At 59.9% G+C, this 18105-nt stretch carries 17 protein-coding genes; 13 read left to right on the forward strand and 4 right to left on the reverse strand.

Annotation, left to right across the window (positions count from 1 at the left end):
* The first annotated feature begins 83 nt into the window (after positions 1-83).
* The 6 genes from FGE21_RS07365 (at position 84) to FGE21_RS07390 (ending at position 6478) form a co-directional block, all read left to right on the forward strand.
* On the forward strand, positions 84-1385 hold the full coding sequence (locus FGE21_RS07365) for a sugar ABC transporter substrate-binding protein (protein ID WP_139662650.1): 1302 nt from the start codon (positions 84-86) through the stop codon (positions 1383-1385).
* Between the two features lie 102 nt (positions 1386-1487).
* Positions 1488-2354 carry a carbohydrate ABC transporter permease gene (locus tag FGE21_RS07370; RefSeq protein WP_139662651.1) on the forward strand — a complete coding sequence of 289 codons (867 nt, stop codon included), beginning with the start codon at positions 1488-1490 and terminating at the stop codon, positions 2352-2354.
* 14 nt (positions 2355-2368) lie between these two features.
* Complete coding sequence (locus tag FGE21_RS07375; protein WP_139662652.1) at positions 2369-3199, forward strand: carbohydrate ABC transporter permease; 831 nt, start codon at positions 2369-2371, stop codon at positions 3197-3199.
* A gap of 11 nt (positions 3200-3210) precedes the next feature.
* Entirely contained in the window at positions 3211-4218 is a 1008-nt protein-coding gene (locus FGE21_RS07380; RefSeq protein ID WP_139662653.1) for an ABC transporter ATP-binding protein, read from the forward strand.
* Positions 4215-4985, forward strand: coding sequence for an L-iditol 2-dehydrogenase (locus FGE21_RS07385; protein WP_139662654.1), 771 nt, complete (start codon positions 4215-4217; stop codon positions 4983-4985). Before FGE21_RS07380 ends, FGE21_RS07385 begins: the two co-directional genes overlap by 4 nt.
* Positions 4985-6478, forward strand: coding sequence for a mannitol dehydrogenase family protein (locus FGE21_RS07390; protein WP_139662655.1), 1494 nt, complete (start codon positions 4985-4987; stop codon positions 6476-6478). The genes FGE21_RS07385 and FGE21_RS07390 overlap by 1 nt, the downstream gene beginning before the upstream one ends.
* 187 nt (positions 6479-6665) lie before the next feature.
* Here the strand turns inward: FGE21_RS07390 and FGE21_RS20040 are convergent, their stop codons facing one another.
* The 3 genes from FGE21_RS20040 to FGE21_RS07405 form a co-directional block, all read right to left on the reverse strand.
* Positions 6666-7007, reverse strand: a complete 342-nt coding sequence (locus FGE21_RS20040) for a hypothetical protein (RefSeq protein ID WP_176695381.1) — start codon at positions 7005-7007, stop codon at positions 6666-6668.
* A 285-nt stretch (positions 7008-7292) separates the two neighbouring features.
* A complete protein-coding gene (locus tag FGE21_RS07400) occupies positions 7293-8723 on the reverse strand; it encodes an alkaline phosphatase D family protein (protein ID WP_139662656.1) in 1431 nt (476 codons plus the stop codon).
* A 258-nt stretch (positions 8724-8981) separates the two neighbouring features.
* Positions 8982-9668, reverse strand: coding sequence for a fumarylacetoacetate hydrolase family protein (locus tag FGE21_RS07405; RefSeq protein ID WP_139662657.1), 687 nt, complete (start codon positions 9666-9668; stop codon positions 8982-8984).
* A 474-nt stretch (positions 9669-10142) separates the two neighbouring features.
* On the opposite strand from FGE21_RS07405, the gene FGE21_RS20330 reads away from it, so the two are divergent.
* The 6 genes from FGE21_RS20330 to FGE21_RS07430 all read left to right on the forward strand — a co-directional run bounded on the left by FGE21_RS20330 (position 10143) and on the right by FGE21_RS07430 (position 14836).
* The gene (locus FGE21_RS20330; RefSeq protein ID WP_255731415.1) at positions 10143-10511 is read left to right on the forward strand and encodes a recombinase family protein; all 369 of its coding nucleotides are present in this window, start codon (positions 10143-10145) and stop codon (positions 10509-10511) included.
* The gene (locus tag FGE21_RS20335; RefSeq protein WP_255731416.1) at positions 10471-11157 is read left to right on the forward strand and encodes a recombinase family protein; all 687 of its coding nucleotides are present in this window, start codon (positions 10471-10473) and stop codon (positions 11155-11157) included. Before FGE21_RS20330 ends, FGE21_RS20335 begins: the two co-directional genes overlap by 41 nt.
* Positions 11158-11249: 92 nt before the next feature.
* On the forward strand, positions 11250-11948 hold the full coding sequence (locus FGE21_RS07415; protein WP_139662658.1) for a ParB/RepB/Spo0J family partition protein: 699 nt from the start codon (positions 11250-11252) through the stop codon (positions 11946-11948).
* Complete coding sequence (locus FGE21_RS20610) at positions 11912-12274, forward strand: plasmid partitioning protein RepB C-terminal domain-containing protein (RefSeq protein ID WP_176695382.1); 363 nt, start codon at positions 11912-11914, stop codon at positions 12272-12274. Before FGE21_RS07415 ends, FGE21_RS20610 begins: the two co-directional genes overlap by 37 nt.
* A 563-nt stretch (positions 12275-12837) precedes the next feature.
* Positions 12838-13617 carry a mannosyl-3-phosphoglycerate phosphatase gene (locus FGE21_RS07425; RefSeq protein ID WP_139662660.1) on the forward strand — a complete coding sequence of 260 codons (780 nt, stop codon included), beginning with the start codon at positions 12838-12840 and terminating at the stop codon, positions 13615-13617.
* Positions 13610-14836 (forward strand): glycosyl transferase, encoded by a 1227-nt coding sequence (locus FGE21_RS07430; protein ID WP_139662661.1) that lies wholly within the window; start codon positions 13610-13612, stop codon positions 14834-14836. The genes FGE21_RS07425 and FGE21_RS07430 overlap by 8 nt, the downstream gene beginning before the upstream one ends.
* Positions 14837-14877: 41 nt before the next feature.
* On the opposite strand, the gene FGE21_RS07435 is transcribed toward FGE21_RS07430, so the two are convergent.
* A complete protein-coding gene (locus tag FGE21_RS07435; protein WP_139662662.1) occupies positions 14878-16626 on the reverse strand; it encodes a sugar phosphorylase in 1749 nt (582 codons plus the stop codon).
* A 348-nt stretch (positions 16627-16974) separates the two neighbouring features.
* Between FGE21_RS07435 and gap the strand changes: the two genes are divergently transcribed.
* Positions 16975-17979 carry a type I glyceraldehyde-3-phosphate dehydrogenase gene (gene gap, locus FGE21_RS07440; RefSeq protein WP_139662663.1) on the forward strand — a complete coding sequence of 335 codons (1005 nt, stop codon included), beginning with the start codon at positions 16975-16977 and terminating at the stop codon, positions 17977-17979.
* Positions 17980-18105 lie beyond the last annotated feature (126 nt).

Consider the following 18105-nt stretch of genomic DNA (forward strand, 5'->3'; position numbering starts at 1 on the left):
ACGCGCGTAAATTATTTGTTGACGAAACGTTAAGCATCCCTCTACCGTGTCTTCACAACATCCAGACATCAGGGAGGATTAGGATGTACTTGAAGAACGCTTTCGGAGCGGCGGCGACACTGTCGCTTCTCATGACGTCTTCGGCATTTGCAGAAACGATCACCATTGCGACCGTGAACAACGGCGACATGATCCGCATGCAGGGGCTGACCGACGATTTCACCGCAAAAACCGGCCACGAGGTCGAGTGGGTCACCCTCGAAGAAAACGTGCTGCGTCAGCGTGTGACCACGGACATCACAACCAAGGGTGGCCAGTTCGACATCATGACAATCGGCATGTACGAGACGCCGATCTGGGGCAAGAATGGCTGGCTCGTGCCGCTGAACGACCTGCCCGCAGAATATGACGTCGACGACATCCTTCCCGCGATGCGTGGTGGCCTGAGCTATGACGACACGCTCTTTGCGGCGCCGTTCTATGGCGAAAGCTCCATGATCATGTATCGCACCGACCTGATGGAAAAGGCCGGTCTTGAGATGCCCGAGGCACCGACCTGGGCATTCGTCGCCAACGCGGCCCGCGCGATGACCGACAAGGACAACGAAATCTACGGCATCTGTCTGCGCGGCAAAGCAGGCTGGGGCGAGAACATGGCCTTCCTGACCGCGACCTCGAACGCCTTTGGCGCGCGCTGGTTCGACGAAAACTGGACGGCGCAGTTCGACAGCAAGGAATGGGCAACCACCCTGAACTTCTACATCGACCTGCTGAACGATGCCGGCCCTCCGGGTGCCTCCAACAACGGCTTCAACGAAAACCTGTCGCTGTTCCAGCAGGGCAAATGTGGCATGTGGATTGACGCCACAGTGGCCGCCTCTTTCGTGACCAACCCCGATGATTCCAGCGTCGCCGACAAGGTCGATTTTGCTCTGGCCCCAGACACCGGCCTGGACCGCCGCAGCAACTGGCTCTGGGCTTGGGCGCTGGCCATTCCTGCGGGCACCCAAAAAGAAGGTGCCGCCAAGGAATTCATCCAATGGGCCACCTCGAAAGATTACATCGAACTGGTTGCGGAAAACGAAGGCTGGGCCAACGTCCCTCCGGGCGCGCGGTCCTCTCTCTATGAGAACCCGAACTACAAGGCCGTGCCTTTCTCGGAAATGACACTGAAATCGATCCTCTCGGCGGATCCGCTCAACCCTACAGTTGACGCGGTTCCCTATGTCGGGGTTCAGTTTGTCGCCATTCCGGAATTCGCGGGTATCGCGTCTCAGGTCGGTCAGGAATTTTCCGCCGCATTGGCCGGTCAGCAAACCGCTGAAGAAGCACTGGCAAAAGCCCAGGCGCTGACCACCGAAGAAATGGAAGCTGCAGGCTACTAAACCGCACTCCTCCTGGACCAGGGACCGCAACATTCGCGATCTCTGGTCTTTTTTTCCCATCTATGTCCGAGACGGGCCCGCCCGTCCAATGATGAGGCTCCCATGGCTACCCAGCATTCCCGCTCAGCCGCGCGCATCATGATGGCCCCCGCCGTTATCCTGCTTCTCGGTTGGATGCTAGTTCCGCTGACGATGACCGTATTGTTTTCGTTCAAGAAATACCTCCCCCTTCGCGGAGGCGACCTCGGTTGGGTCGGCTTTGACAACTATGTGCGCTTTGTCAGTTCCTCGGCTTTCTGGCCCAGTGTTCAGGTCACGTTGGTGATCGTCGGCGGCGTTCTCGCCATCACGGTTGCACTGGGTGTCCTGCTGGCATTGCTGCTGGACCAGCCAATGTGGGGACAGGGCATTGTCCGTATTCTCGTCATCGCGCCCTTCTTCGTGATGCCCACCGTATCCGCACTGGTGTGGAAAAACATGTTCATGGACCCGGTGAACGGGCTCTTTGCGCATCTGTGGAAATTCTTCGGCGCCGAGCCGATCTCCTGGCTGTCCGAGGCCTCCATCCAGTCGATCATCATGATCGTGAGCTGGCAATGGCTGCCCTTCGCGACGCTGATCCTGCTGACCGCGATCCAGTCCCTCGACAGTGAACAGCTTGAGGCATCGGAGATGGACGGGGCCAGCCCGCTCGCCCGTTTCGGCTATATCATTCTGCCGCACCTTGGCCGTGCCATCACCGTTGTGGTGCTGATCCAGACGATCTTCCTGCTGTCGATCTTTGCAGAGATCTACGTGACCACCCAAGGCGCCTTTGGCACAAGAACACTGACCTTCCTGATTTTTCAGCGCGTGCTGGAGAGCCAGAATGTCGGCCTCGGCTCCGCAGGCGGTGTCTATGCCATCATCCTCGCCAATATCGTTGCTGCATTCCTGATGCGCATCGTTGGCAAGAACCTCGACTCATAAAGGGGACCTGACACATGGCACGCTCTGTTACCCAACAACGCAAAGCGATCAATACCGCAGTTGCATGGGCCGTTGGTCTTCTGATCTTCTTCCCGATCCTGTGGACAATCCTGACCTCGTTCAAAACCGAAGCACAGGCAATCAACGATCCGCCCCTGTTCCTGTTCTTTGACTGGACGCTGGAGAATTACGCGGTGGTGCAGGAACGATCCGACTATATGCGGTTTCTGTGGAACTCCATCATTATTGCCGGCGGTTCTACCATTCTCGGGATCATCATCGCGGTTCCGGCGGCCTGGTCGATGGCCTTTGTACCGTCGAAACGGACCAAGGATATCCTGCTGTGGATGCTCTCGACCAAGATGCTGCCCGCGGTGGGCGTGCTTTACCCGATCTATCTGGTCTTCATCCGCCTCGGTCTTCTGGACACCCGCATCGGTCTGGTCGTGGTTCTGATGCTGATCAACCTGCCGATCATCATCTGGATGCTCTACACCTATTTCAAGGAAATCCCCGGTGAGATCCTCGAGGCCGCCCGCATGGATGGCGCGACGCTGAAGGAAGAAATCCTCTATGTGCTGACGCCGATGGCCGTACCGGGGATCGCCTCCACCTTGCTGTTGAACATCATCCTTGCCTGGAACGAGGCCTTCTGGACGCTGAACCTGACCGCCGCCAATGCAGCGCCGCTGACGGCCTTCATCGCCAGCTATTCCAGCCCCGAAGGGCTCTTTTACGCAAAACTCAGCGCAGCCTCGACCATGGCCATCGCGCCGATCCTGATCCTTGGCTGGTTCAGCCAGAAACAACTTGTGCGCGGCCTGACCTTTGGCGCTGTGAAATAAGGACGACAACTATGGGACGTATTACACTCGACAAGGTGACCAAACGCTTTGGCACGGCAGAGGTCATCCCGCCCTTGGATCTGACGATTGAAGATGGCGAATTCACAGTCTTTGTCGGCCCGTCGGGCTGCGGGAAATCCACCCTTCTGCGCCTGATCGCAGGGCTGGAGGACGTCAGCTCCGGGCAGATCCGCATCGATGGCGCGGATGCCACCATGACCCCGCCCGCCAAACGTGGCCTGGCCATGGTGTTCCAATCCTACGCGCTCTATCCGCATATGTCGGTCAGGAAGAACATCGCCTTTCCGATGAAGATGGCAAAGATGCCGCAGGAAGAGCAGGACCGACGGATTGAATCCGCAGCCAAGGCGCTCAACCTGACCGACTATCTGGAACGCCGCCCCGGTCAGCTCTCCGGCGGTCAGCGTCAGCGGGTCGCCATCGGTCGCGCCATCGTGCGGGAACCCTCGGCCTTTCTCTTTGACGAGCCGCTCTCCAACCTGGATGCCGCCCTGCGCGTAGGGATGCGGCTGGAGATTTCCGAACTGCACAAACGTCTGCAGACCACCATGGTCTACGTGACCCACGATCAGGTCGAGGCCATGACAATGGCAGACAAGATCGTTGTGCTGCGGGCCGGATACATCGAACAGGTCGGCTCGCCGCTGGATCTCTATCACGCACCGCAAAACATCTTTGTGGCGGGCTTCATCGGGTCGCCAAAGATGAATTTCATCGAGGGGCCGGAAGCGGCGAAATACGACGCGCACACCATTGGCGTGCGCCCCGAACATATCGCCATCAGCGACAGCGAAGGCCCCTGGAGCGGTGTGGTCGGCGTCTCGGAACACCTTGGTTCTGATACGTTCTTTCACATCCACGACACCGGCCTTGCGGAAACCATCACCGTACGCGCCGATGGCGAGGTCGGCTTTCGCCACGGCGACCGGGTGCATCTGACACCCCGGACCGATGTCATCCACCGCTTTGACAGCGAAGGGCTGAGGATCACCGCATGAGGCTGGACGGCAAGACAGCCCTGATTACCGGAGCGGCGCGTGGGATCGGCAGAGCCTTTGCCGAAAGCTACGTCCGCGAGGGGGCGCGCGTTGCCATTGCCGACATCGACTTCGCCCGCGCACATGCCACCGCAGCCGAGATCGGCGACGCCGCAATCGCGGTGGCAATGGATGTTTCGCGTCAAGAGAGCATCGATGCGGCCGTTGCCACCACCGTAGAGGCCCTGGGCCAGATCGATATTCTGGTCAACAACGCGGCCATCTTCTCGGCGGCGCCAATCGTTGAAATCAGTCGCGAGGATTTCGACCGCGTGTTCGACATCAACGTGGCGGGCACGCTTTTCACCATGAAGGCGGTTGCAAAACACATGATCGGCCGCGGTGGCGGTGGCAAGATCATCAATATGGCCAGTCAGGCGGGGCGCCGCGGCGAATCTTTGGTGGCGGTCTATTGCGCCTCCAAGGCGGCGATCATCAGCCTGACGCAATCGGCGGGGCTGAACCTGATCAACCATGGCATCAACGTCAATGCCATCGCGCCCGGTGTGGTCGATGGCGAACATTGGGACGGCGTCGATGCCTTTTTTGCCAGATATGAACACAAGAGCCCTGGCCAGAAGAAACGTGAGGTCGGCGACGCCGTGCCCTACGGACGCATGGGTACTCCGCAGGACCTGACCGGCATGGCCGTGTTCCTCGCCAGCCACGATGCCGACTACGTGGTGGCCCAGACCTATAATGTAGACGGCGGAAACTGGATGAACTGATGACTGCGCTGCCCCTTACCCCTCCCCCGCTGACAAACGCCACGCTGGACCGTCTTCCGGCCGCGATCGCGCGCCCGACCTATGACCGCGCGGCACTTTCGCCCGGAATCGTGCATATCGGGCTGGGAAATTTCCACCGCGCCCACCAATCCTGGTATCTGCACCGCTTGATGCAGCAAGGCGAGGCTCTGGATTGGGCGATCCTCGGCGCCGGCGTGCGCCCCTATGATGCCGCCATGCGGGAAAGACTGATCGCGCAGGACTGTATGACGACGCTGATCGAACTCTCGCCAAATTCCACCAGTGCCGAAGTGGTCGGCTCCATGATTGATTACCTGCCGATCGAAGAGGGCAACGGAGCCCTGACCGCAGCCATGGCCCGTCCCGAAATCCGCATTGTCGCCCTGACCGTCACCGAAGGCGGCTATTATCAGGATCCGGTCAACGCAGGCTTTGACGCGGCACATGCCGACATACGTCACGACATCGACAACCCCGAAAGCCCGCGCACCGCCTTTGGCGCGATCGTCGCCGCGCTGGATCTTCGGCGCAAGGCCGGCACCGGCCCCTTCACCGTGCAGAGCTGTGACAACCTGCAGGGCAATGGCGCGATCACCCGCCAGACCATTCTCGGGCTGGCCCGTGCCATCGATGCCGAACTCGCCGCGTGGATCGAGGCAAAGGTCAGTTTTCCCAATTCCATGGTCGATTGTATCGTACCGGCCACCGGCGCTGCTGAAATTGCCAGCGCCGAACAGCTCGGTGTCTCCGATCAGGCTCCGGTGACACATGAACCCTACCGGCAATGGGTCATCGAAGACGACTTCTGCGCCGGTCGTCCCGACTGGGACCGCGTGGGCGCCACCTTCACCGACGCCGTGCATGACTACGAAACGATGAAGATCCGCATCCTGAACGCGGGCCATCAGGTTATCGCCAATGCGGGTGAGCTTCTGTCCTGCACCACAATTGCAGAGTGTATGACCGACCCGGATATCGCCGGATTGTTCCACCGTGTACAAGCCGAAGAAATCGCCCCCTATGTGGCAGCGGTGCCGGAGATCACACCACCTGAATATGTGACCCTGATCGCCAGCCGGTTCTCCAACCCGGCAATCCGCGACACCACCCGGCGCGTGGCCTTTGATGGCTCGTCCCGTCACACTGGGTTCATCCTGCCCATATTGCGCGACGCGCTGGCCGCTGAAGGGCCTGTCGAAGGCATCGCCCTGGTTGAGGCTCTCTGGGCACGTATGTGTGCCGGAACCCGCGAAGACGGCAGCACAATTGCACCGAATGATCCGAATTGGGATGGGCTGACTGCGGCGGCACAGGCTGCCCGGCAGGATCCGGCCGCATGGCTCGCACAGAAGGGTCTCTATGGCCCGCTCGCTGATGACCCCCGGTTTGCCGAGGCCTTCGCAGCATGGCTGCGCCTGATCTGGAGCGCAGGCACACGGGCAGCGCTGCGCCAGTATCACACGCCCGGCTAGCGCCTCCCCCTCACATCACGGTTGATCCGGGCTGTCCGCCACGCGGGCCGCCCGCTCTCCTGTCCTCGTCGGGAGGCGGCCCGCTCTACCTGCCGCGCCCTTCTCCCCGCGCTCTCCTGCCCGTGCTCTGATCCCTTGCTCTGGAAGACGTTCGACCCGGCGCCAATCTTCCGGATCAGCGGCCCGATCAGCAGGTCGGTCGGCTTTCGGGGCCGGTCAATCCAAGATCACTGAGCGACTTGGTTCCGGAGCGCGCCTGCGACCGATGTTTCAGGGACAGGTGATCCAGCCGGTGCGCCAGCCCGCTCAGCCGAGGATCCTCCAGCATCAGGCAGCCTTGGCGAATGTGGCCCGTTTCATCGCAGGTGGCCTGGCAGCGCCAGGCTCTGGTGCTGACCAGCCTGCGGAGGTCGAGGGAGGGATGCAGCCGGTCGCGGCGTCCGTCTCTTTCCGGCGTGACGCCCGGCGCGTCTATTTCGGGACCCGGCCAGAGCCTCGCTTCTCCGGCGGAATGAAATGCAACCAGCATCAACACCGCACAGGCCGATAGAGTCCACCGAGGCCGGTGGCCTCGCGGCGCCAAACCCGAGCCCGAGCGAAAACGTCCCATGCAGATCCTGTTCTCCTTGTGCCGCGCTGCCCGATGCAATCTGATACGTTCGATCAAGAATCCGGCAATGGCGCAACCGTCCCCTCGAGACGCCAGATTGACGTCCTGCGGAAGTTGACCTTGCCCCTGCAGACGTTAACACGGTCTTTCCGGGATCAAGAACAGCAACCCTTTATTCAGACAACTTTCACAAAGATGAAGACGTCAGCCCGCCCCATCGAGCGGCAACGGCGGCGTCGCGCCGCTGTCTTCCAGATGCCAGATAGCGCGCCAGATGTCGTCCTTGCGGCTGAGCTCCAGATAGTTGCGCTCCGCCGCATAGCGATGTTTCTGCCCCGGCAAGGGATGGATCCGGATCGGATAGCCGGGAACCGGCGCATCCCCCAGCCCGGCCAGCGCGCCAAGGCCACGTGCATAGCTTTGTGCCGGGGCCCGATGCGCAATTCCAGAGGCGACCAATTGATGCATACGCGTATCGCCCGCCCCCATCTCGGCCCGCGTCGCCAGATGGATTTCACCGGACAGGACGGTGACCGGCGCGTGCTCGCGCCACTTCAACGCCTGTTTCAACATACGTGTCCATTCGTCGCGATGCGCCCGGCTCTGCCACTGGTCCCGCAGGTCGTCCTCGTATTTCTGGATGGTGGGGATCATCAGCATGAAGCGTTCCACCAGAGAGAGCCGCGGCCCCAGAAGGGGGACGCTGGAAATCACAAAAGTATGCGCGTCTCCCGGCGTCATCGCCTCGGTTGCGGACCAGCCATAGGCCCCCATGACCCGGCGGCGCTGCCGTTCGGACCGCAGATCCGGTGCGAGGAGCTTCACCCCAGGCAGCGCCCGTTCCCAGGACAGCGATGTGCCGGTCGCATCGAGAAACAGCTCGGGAATATCGGCCTCTGTCGCGGCGTGTTGAAACAACAGATACATTTCCCGTGCGATGCGGAACAGGCATTGCCCCACCTCGGAATGGGTCCGGCTTTCATAGAGAGAGCCCCAGCCGTCGCAAATGTCATGGTCGTCCCATATCGCCAGCGTCGGCACCCGCGCCATGATCCAGGCCGGGGCCTCGCCGAACATGGCCTGCACATAGTGGTCCGCAAAGCGCAGCCGCAGATGGTCAGCGAGGCTTTCCAGCTCTTCGGCATTTTTCGGCCGCACAACCCGTTCCGGCCACGCATCGCTGAGGGGATGGCCCAACGTGGCTTCATCCGCATAGATCTGATCGCCGCCCTGCAACAAAAGCGCGAAAGGCGCACGCTTGTGTTCGCGGCACATATCCGCCCACATGAGATTGCGTTCGGACTGATCGCGGTCCAGATCCCCTTCCTCCTCGCCGTTGCAGGAGGCAAATGCGATCCGCAGATCGCCCGTGACATCTGTCTGCACCGGGTAAGTTTCGCTACCAAGGCTGTATTCCGCCCCCCCCTGCGGCAGGGCAAAGTCGAAACGCCAGATGGCATTCGCGCCGATCTCGCGCAGGCAGACGGCCTCGTGTTCGGCACCGGCGGCCCGCAAGATGCCCGGCGTCTCCCCGAGCGGAAGCAGGACCATGGCAGAGAGCCGCAAATCCGCCCCCTCCAGACCGCGATAATACAGTATGGGTCCGAGCCGGGCCGCCCCGAGTTTCGATGTCATATGCCGTCTTCCTGCCTTCGGTTTCGGTCCTGAACACGATCAGACCCGTGAAAAATCGCTTGATGCTCCGGCTCGGTCCAGTCGCTCGCGTGGCCGATGCTCGATATCTGGCGCGCCCGCTATGTGAACGCCCTGTTCCTCTTTCTGTTCCAATCGAGTTTTGCCCTTCGCGATGCCTCTCCCCGTACCTCTCCCCCTACGTCTCTCTCTGCCTGCCCGCGAAGGGCTGGCGCGACGCAGCTGACCCGCCATATCCGGTCAGGTCACCTCCACCCGCAGGGGCGCAAAGGGGGCGCAGGTCAGCTCCAGCCGGTCGCCCCGCACGACCGGTCCCACTCCCGACGGTGTTCCGGTCAGGATCACATCCCCAGCCGCCAGTGTATAGTAGCGCGACAGATGTGCGATCATCGCCGGAACCTTCCAGATCATCTGATTGAGATCCCCGTCCTGGCGGATCTCACCGTTGACCTTGAGCCGAAGGGCACCTTCGCTCGGATGACCAACCTCCACCACCGGATAGAGCGGCCCCACCGGGGCGGCGTGTTCAAAGGATTTTCCGATTTCCCAGGGACGGCCCATTTTCTTGGCGGCGCCCTGCAAATCCCGACGGGTCATGTCCAGTGCCAATCCATATCCCCAGACGTGCTCCAGCGCCGTGGTCTCGGCGATGTCGCGTCCGCCGATGCCCAATGCCACCAGCAGCTCCGCCTCGTGATGCACGTCCTCGCTCATCACCGGATAGGGAAAGTGGCCAGACCCATCCAGACAGTCCGGGTTCTTCTGAAAAAAGAACGGGGGCTCGCGGTCAGGATCATGGCCCATCTCCACCGCATGAGCGGCGTAGTTGCGCCCGATGCAATAGACCCTGCGAACCGGAAACAGCGCCTGAGACCCATGCACCTCAAGAACGGCTTGCGGCGGCGGAGCAATGACATAGTCGGACATGTTTCGTTCCTTTTCTGTGTGGTTCCTCAGTCATACTCCGTGTTCCGCGGAGCGCCAACCACCGGACCTGGATCGACACACGCCGCCGACGCGCCACGTTTTCGGGGCCGCAAACGCCGACGGCCGGAGATCGGCCCAGAGGCGCCAGGCGATAGGTTTCTCCGTTGACACCCCTTGCGCAGTCATATGCTGTTTTTGCCCCCTGCTGTCAGTCACAGCATGCCTTTCCCACAGCGTGCCTTTCCCACAGCGCGCCTATTCCAAACAGCTGAACCCTGACAGATCTGCGGACATCTGTGATTTCAGCTGCTCGCCTTGGCCGCCATGTCATGAAATCGTCGCGCAGAAAAGACCGGCTTCTGTGGTACTGTCTCAGCAGGATTTTTCCAAACACAACTTGAAGTTCATTCTCTCAGCACCTTTGCCTATCGCGGCCCGAACACTTCAGGCAGTTGGAAAATATGGATTGTTTAAATGATGGCCAGTTCCAGAAGTTCGGAATCTGAAAAGCCGCCTGTTGGCTCTGTCCGCGCTGCCGAATATGCGCGCATGTCGACAGACCACCAGCGCTATTTCACCGAAAACCAGGCTGAAGCGATCAGAGCATACGCTGCACGCCACAGCATGGAGGTCGTCAGAACATTTGCGGATCAAGGAAAGAGTGGCCTGCGCAGCGAAGGGCATGAGGCGTTGCAATCGCTGATCGAGCTGGTCAACTCAGGACAGGCCGGTTTCGATGCTATCCTCGTATACGACCTGAGCCGTTGGGGCCGGTTTCAGAACGCCGATGAGAGTGCCTATTATGAGTACACGTGCCGCCGCGCAGGGATTGAGGTCTACTAATGCGCAGAGCAATTCGACAACGACGGGGGTACGGTTGCCACTATCGTCAAATGCGTCAAGCGCGCTATCGCCGGTGAATATGGCCGGTGAATATGGCCGAGAATTATCAGGAAAAGTCTTTGCAGGCCAATGCCGACTGATCGAAAAGGGGTGTCGGCAAGGCGGGCCTGCTGGCTACGGTCTCAGAAGGCTCCTGATCGATGAGAAGTATATCGGCACGAACGTCTGGAACCGAACCTCGTTCAAGGTTCAGAAGCGACGCGTTCGCAACGCTCCTGACAACTGGCTTCGGGCACCAAACGGCTTCCCAGCACTCATTGATCCTGAAAAATTTACAGCTGCGGCCAACATCATCGTCACTCGGCATGCCAACCTTTCTGACAGAGAAATGCTCGACAAGCTACAGGATCGCCTCAATGAACAGGGCGCGGTGTCGGGCCTATTCTCAATGAAGCCGTGGAACTCCCTTCTAGCAGCGCCTATTCCTCCCGATTTGGCAGCCATTTGCGGGCATACACCCTCGTCGGCGACCATCCTCGACGGGACTATCCGTACATCGAAATCAATCGCAGGCTCCGTGAAATGTATCCCGGCGTTGCCCAGGACGTTCAGAACGGAATTCACGCCAATGGGGGTCGCGTTGTGAAACGAAACCTCCGGCCTTCTGAGCATCAACGAGGAACTCACACTTTCAATTGTCGTCGCGCGCTGCACCCAGACGCAGTCCGGTTCCTTGCGATGGCAAGTCAGGTTCGACACTGGCCTCCTTCCCGACCTCTCCGTTGTGCTCCGCATGGATCTCGGAATCCGGCAGCCACTGGACTATTTTTTGTCCTCCTCGGCCTCAAGCGCCCTATCACAGTTCGGCGCCGTCCAGGTGATCCGGACGCCTATGATCTGGTTTGCGGTGAGGCGCGCCTGGATGCATCCAGAAGGCTTGGCCAATCGACGATCCCGGCCGTCACAATCGACGCTCGGCAAGACGAATGTTACGTGATGCGCCTCGTCGAAAACATCGCGCGGCGTCAGCATCGACCGATTGAATTGATGGCTGAAGTCACCAATCTACGATCGCGCGGACACTCCGAAAACAGTGTTGCCACCAAAATCGGCTGCACGCCCAGTTGGGGGCACCGCATTGTATCGCTCCTGGAAAAGGATGAAGAAAAGCTGGTTACTGCGGTTGAAATGGGCGTGATCCCGGTGACCTCGACCGCAGAAATAGCAAAAACTGAAGGTGAAGACGTTCAGGCATTGCTGATATATTGGGACTGGACGCGAAATCCATCCTGCGCCGGGTCCCGTTTGCTGGATGGGATCTGCCCTGAGGCTGCGGATCGGCTACAGGCGGGCGACTGTCCGTTGGCACGCCAATGGCAAGTTTTGGTATTCTCAGGAAGATGGCGCCACTCCGCCAAGTTGAGGCTGCATACCTGATGATCGGTCAGAACAACTTTTCGAGCAGTTTCGCGAAAGCCCTGCTGGCCGCGACGCCTGATAGCCAGCGTGTCAGGCCAAGTAAGCAAGCCACTCCGATAAGAAATCGAGCGGTTTCGCTGGGGGAAATGGCAAGAATGGAACATGAACTCGCAAGCCTGCAATCACAGCTCAAAGTGTTTGAAAGATACATTTGGTCTCGACATGCTGCACCTGACTGTCGCGCGCGGTTCCCTTCGCAGGCTGATCAACAACCAAAACGTCGTCACCCGGCTCGCGGCAAACTAGGCAGAGTATTTGGGCGAGTTTCAAAGTATCTCGGATAGCGATCTGGAACCAGCCGAGGACAGAACCGCACCCTGACGCGGGGGACCCGGCCTAGTATTTCGACGCGCAATGCAGCAAATGCATGCTGATCTTGTGGAGCTTGGCGATGACGCCTCATACGAGCGCGTGGCGGCTTTTGCCCTGGCGTTGCGTGAAGATCGACATCGTGCTGAGCAGACGACCGCGCGCCGAACTTTTATGCCTTTGATTTTCAAGCCAGCCAAAGCCTCTCGGTTCGGCTGGGGGGCAGGCAGTGCGCCGACGTTGCAGTTTCGCTATGGGAGCTTCTCATCGTGTTGCTGGCTTCAAAAGATACCCCAATGCGCCCAGCAATGCGCAACTGGGACTATAGCCTCCTTGCGCAAACCTACGCATTCATTTGCTTTCTGCGCCTCCGGGGCCTTCGTATTCGTCGACGTGCCCCCCATGACGAAATGCACATTTTTTGCGCAGGGCATCCAGAAAATAAGCAGTAAATGATAAAACGCGGACCTCCTGCGTTTGCCTCTGCCACGCCACGACCTAAGCTCAGACTATCGCTCGTCCTGCAAAGAGGCATTTCATGCGCCGGCTTCTCATATTCAGTGACCTCGACGGCACTCTGTTGGATCATGAGACCTATTCCTACGCGCCTGCCGTCCCAGCCATCGAACAGATCAAAGCCCGAGGAGGGCTTTTGGTTCTGGCGAGTTCGAAAACCGCCGCAGAAATTTTATCGCTCCATCAAGAACTTGACCTCGGTGATACGCCGATGATCGTCGAGAACGGAGCGGCCTCTATCACTGCTGTTGCTGTCGGGTCGCAAGATGCGGAATACCGTGCCATACGGCAGGTTCTGCAAAGTCTGGACGCGCCCTTTCGGGGGTTTGGCGATATGAGCGTCGCGGAGGTGAGCCGACAGACCGGCCTTGACATGGCCGCCGCGAAACGCGCCAAGGCACGTCAGTTCAGCGAGCCGGGCCTGTGGGAAGGCGATGCCCGTCAGCAGTCCGCGTTTCTTGCGGCGCTTGCCCGGCGCGGTATCTCTGCCCGACACGGAGGCAGGTATCTGACGCTGTCCTTTGGCGCAACCAAAGCAGATCAGATGCTGCTCCTCCGCGAAAAATACGCGCCGTGCTTTACGGTTGCACTCGGGGATGCCCCCAATGACACCGAAATGATCGCCGCCGCAGATCGGGGCGTGATTATCCGCAATGATCACAGTCCCAGCCTGCCGCCCCTGCCCAATGAGCTTCAGGTTCTGCGGACAGACCAGCCCGGTCCGACCGGCTGGTGCACCGCAATGCTTGAGATACTCTGCGAATGGGACCAAATTCAGAAAGGAACCGCCTCGAATGGCTGATTTTCACCAGAACGGCAATATCGCCCAATTTCACGATCTGCGCTGTCGCCCGGTGGAAGAACTGGAATACGAACTCACGACCTTCGCCCAGACCCGCAAGATCTCGTTGATCCTGCCCTGTCTATACTCCGAACTGGAAGGGCCCGCGCTCGGCCATATCCTGAGCGAGCTGGCCAAGGCTCCCTACCTCCATGACATCGTCATCGGTCTGGATCGCGCAACCGAAGCCGAATTCAGGCACGCCCGGAAATTCTTCTCGGTGCTGCCTCAAAATCACCGGGTCCTGTGGAATGACAGCCCCCGCATGCAGGCGCTTGGCGCCGAATTGGGAGAACAGGGGCTGGCGCCACCCGAACCGGGCAAGGGCAAAAACGTCTGGTCCTGCATCGGCTATCTGCTCGCCAACGCCGAAAGCTCCGTGGTGGCCATTCACGACTGTGACATCACCACATATTCAAAGGACATGCTGGCGCGCCTCGTCTACCCGGTGGCCCATCCCGCATTCTCCTACCAGCTGTCGAAGGGGTTCTATGCCCGTGTCGGGGGCGGCAAACTGAATGGGCGCGTGTCGCGTCTGTTGGTGTCCCCGCTTCTCATCGCGCTCAAGCGGACCATCGGAGACCGGGACTATATCGACTACCTGCGCAGCTTCCGCTATCCGCTCTCGGGCGAAATGGCGCTGCGCACCTCCTTGCTGGCTGATCTGCGTATCCCATCCGACTGGGGGCTGGAAATCGGGGTGTTGTCAGAGGCTTGGCGCAATCTCGGGCGCAAGGCAGTGTGTCAGGTGGAAATCGCAGACAACTATGACCACAAGCATCAGACCCTCAGCCCGGAGGACGCGACCGCCGGTTTGAACCGCATGTCGACGGACATCTGCAAGGCGGTATTCCGCAAACTGGCGGCCGACGGCACAGTCTTCACCCCCAACATCTTTCGCACGCTCAAGGCGACATATTACCGCTCCGCGCTCGATCTGTTGGAATCCTACTCCCATGACGCGACCATGAACGGGCTGAAGATGGACCGCCACGGCGAAGAGAAAATGGTGGAGATGTTCGCCAACAACATCATGACGGCCGGGCAGATCTTTCTCGACAATCCACACGAGAGCCCTTTCATCCCGAACTGGAACCGGATCCATTCCGCGAATCCGAGCTTTCTCGGCGACCTGAAGGCCGCGGCAATTGCCGATGATGCGGACTATGCCCCAGACTGACCCGGCCCCGCCTGACCTGACCTGCGGGGAGACCGGCCCCTTCAGCCTCCCCGCCGGTTGGTAATCCAGCGGCACTGGTACGGCGTCAGAGGAATGATAGTTTCTCCCTCAAAGACTTCACCGGTCAGCAAGTCGTACCACTCCTCCCCTTCGATCAGGTTCAACGCAGCCGGGGGCAAAATGACCTCATCCGCGCTAACATTGTGAAGTGCAAAAATCGACTGGGCCCGATCCAGAGATTGCCGCCAGAGGGCATAGACACGGTCCTCAAGCTGCAATGTGAATTGCGTTGCGTTGGGATGGAATGCCGGCTGTCGCGCACGAATACGCAGCCGGTCAGACAGCGCCGTCAGCACCCGCGCCTGCTCGGTTTCGGGATCGGCCAACCGCTCTGTCAACTCAGGATAGTCCCAGCGGTGGCGGTTGATCGCACGGTTCATCCCGCGCCGCGCCACCGCTTCGTGATCGTTGGGGGTCGCCAGCATGGCGTGGATATAGAAGGCCGGAATGCCCTCGAGGCTCATCGGGATGGTCTGCGAGCAAATGAACCGCGCGACCTTCAGATCATCTTCACCGGCGAACGTGCGCGTCATCGCGTCAAAGAGGGTGCAGTTCACCTCGTAGGGGGCCTCGCCGCCATCCGGAAGCGACCGCATCGACACAAGCCCGCCGCTCTCACGAATGGTCGTGATCATCCGGTCCACTTCGTCCTGCGGCAGAACACCTTCGGCCGGGCGCATCCCGATACCATCGTGGCTGGCGGTGAAGTTGAGATAGGCACAGCCCAGCGGCGCCGGCGGCATCGCTCTGGCCCATTTCCGCAGATAGGTCGCAGAGCCCGCCAGCATCGCATGCAGGACCAGTGGCGGCAGCGGGAAGTTATAGACGACATGCGCCTCATTGCGGTTGCCGAAATAGCTCAGATTCTCCGCCCGTGGCACATTGGTCTCGGTCAGCAGCACCACCGTTTCGGTCGCATAATCCGCAAGAAGGCGCAGCAGTTGCACAATCGCGTGGGTCTCGGGCAGGTGGATAGAGTTGGTGCCGACCTGTTTCCAGATAAACGCCACCGCATCCAGCCGAATGATCCGCACGCCTTGATCGATATGGATCCGAATGATCCGCAGGATCTCCAGCAGGACCTCGGGGTTTTCAAAGTTCAGATCCACCTGGTCGTGGCTGAAGGTGCACCAGACGTTCTTCACCCCATTTGCGGTGTCCACTTCCTGCAGGAGCGGCGTCGTGCGCGGGCGCACGACGGCCGACAGATCATCCTCCGGACTGGCTTCGTAAAAGAACCGATCAAAAGGCGCCTGCCCTTGCCGATAGGCATTGAACCAGGGGCTCTGCGAAGAAACATGGTTCAGCACCATGTCCGACATCAGGTGAAACGCAGCCCCGATACGGCGGATATCTGCCCAGTCCCCCAGTTCCGGATTCACCTTGCGGTAGTCGGTCACTGCAAATCCGTCGTCCGAGGTATATGGGAAAAACGGCAGGATATGCACGCCGTCAACCACACCCTTCATGTGACGAAGCAGAAAATCATATAACAAGTCCAGCGGCTTATGAGCCCCGTCCACAATCGAATTGCCATAGGTGATCAACAAGGCGTCCGCTTCCGACCAGAGCCCGTTTCCAGGCCTGCGCGGCCGTTTGCGCCGATGGCTCTCATCCGGCCAAAAGGCCTCAACCACCTTGGAGCCGAGGATTTCACTATCAAGATCTGGATAAATATCGCTCAAAAGCCGCGACAGGCGGGCCCCGAATGACGCGCTGCCTGATGCCATTTTGCTGTACTCCCCCGGTTTCCAGTTGATGATTTCCGCTTTGTGCTCAAATGCTTCGATCACATGGGGCCATCGCGTCCAACTTAGGGCCAGCCCGCCCCTCTCGTAAACCTTCAGCGACCAAAGTTGCAGCATCGTCCGGCAGAATGTCCATTTTATTGGCACACACAGTGACCCGGGCCGGAACCGCGCTACAACTTCCGGTAGCCTGACGCGCCGCGTTTCCGTCCCGATCTGCCACGAGAGAGGGCTTGATCGATAGCGTCGTTAGCGATAACGATGAGCAAGAGTGATAGCGGCATCACTAGGGTGCCGCGCCCGGAAAACCGAACCGGAGTTATAGTTCAGATGACCTTGAAAATTGCGATCAACGGATTTGGCCGGATAGGCCGGAACGTGCTGCGTGCCCTTCTCGAAAACGACACGCAGGACGTCGAAGTCGTGGCAATCAACGACCTCGCCCCACCTGCCACCCAGGTCCACCTGCTGAAATACGACAGTGTCCATGGCCGCCTGGACGCGGATGTTGTGGTTGAAGGCGACACGATGAAAGTCGGGCGTCACGAAATTCGCCTGACCGCCATCCGCAATCCCGAAGAACTGCCCTGGTCCGATGTCGATGTCGCCTATGAGTGCACCGGCCTGTTCACATCTCGTGACAAGGCAGCCCTGCTGCTCAAGAACGGCTCGAAGCGCGTTCTGATTTCCGCCCCCGGCACCGAGGTCGACCGCACAGTGGTCTTCGGCGTCAACGACCGCGAATTGTCGGCGCAGGATGTGATCGTTTCAAACGCCTCCTGCACGACCAACTGCCTGGCACCGGTCGCCAAGGTGCTGGACGATGCCTTCGGCATCAAAACCGGTTACATGACGACGATCCACGCCTATACTGGCGACCAGCCGACGCATGACACCACCCACAAGGACCTCTACCGTGCGCGCGCTGCCGCCCTGTCAATGATCCCGACCTCGACCGGTGCCGCCCGGGCCATCTCGCTCGTTTTGCCGCATCTCAAGGGCCGCCTGGAAGGCTCCGCCATTCGCGTGCCGACCCCGAATGTATCCGTGGTGGATCTGACCTTCGTGCCGACAAATCCTGCGACGGTCGAGGGCATCAACGCTGCCATCAAAGCGGCCGCATCAGAGGGCCCGCTCAAGGGTATTCTCGGCTACGAAGAGGAGCCGCTGGTCTCGATTGACTTCAATCACGATAAACGCTCGTCGATCTTCGCGGCCCCGCAAACGGCCGTCACCTCCGAAGGTCTGGTCCGTGTGGTCAGCTGGTACGACAACGAGTGGGGCTTCTCCAACCGCATGATTGATACCGGACGCGCGATGGGTAAATTTCTCTAATCCCGGTCCAAGCGCCTCAAACCCGAGGATCGCAACCGGCATCGAACTCAGTCAAAGGGGCCGCGGCAGTCGCATCGGCCCCTTTCATCTTTTTTTAAATACCTCGGAGCGCGAGGCAGAGCCTCG

Origin of the sequence: Phaeobacter sp. B1627 (genome assembly GCF_006265095.1) — a bacterium.
Lineage (GTDB): Bacteria > Pseudomonadota > Alphaproteobacteria > Rhodobacterales > Rhodobacteraceae > Epibacterium.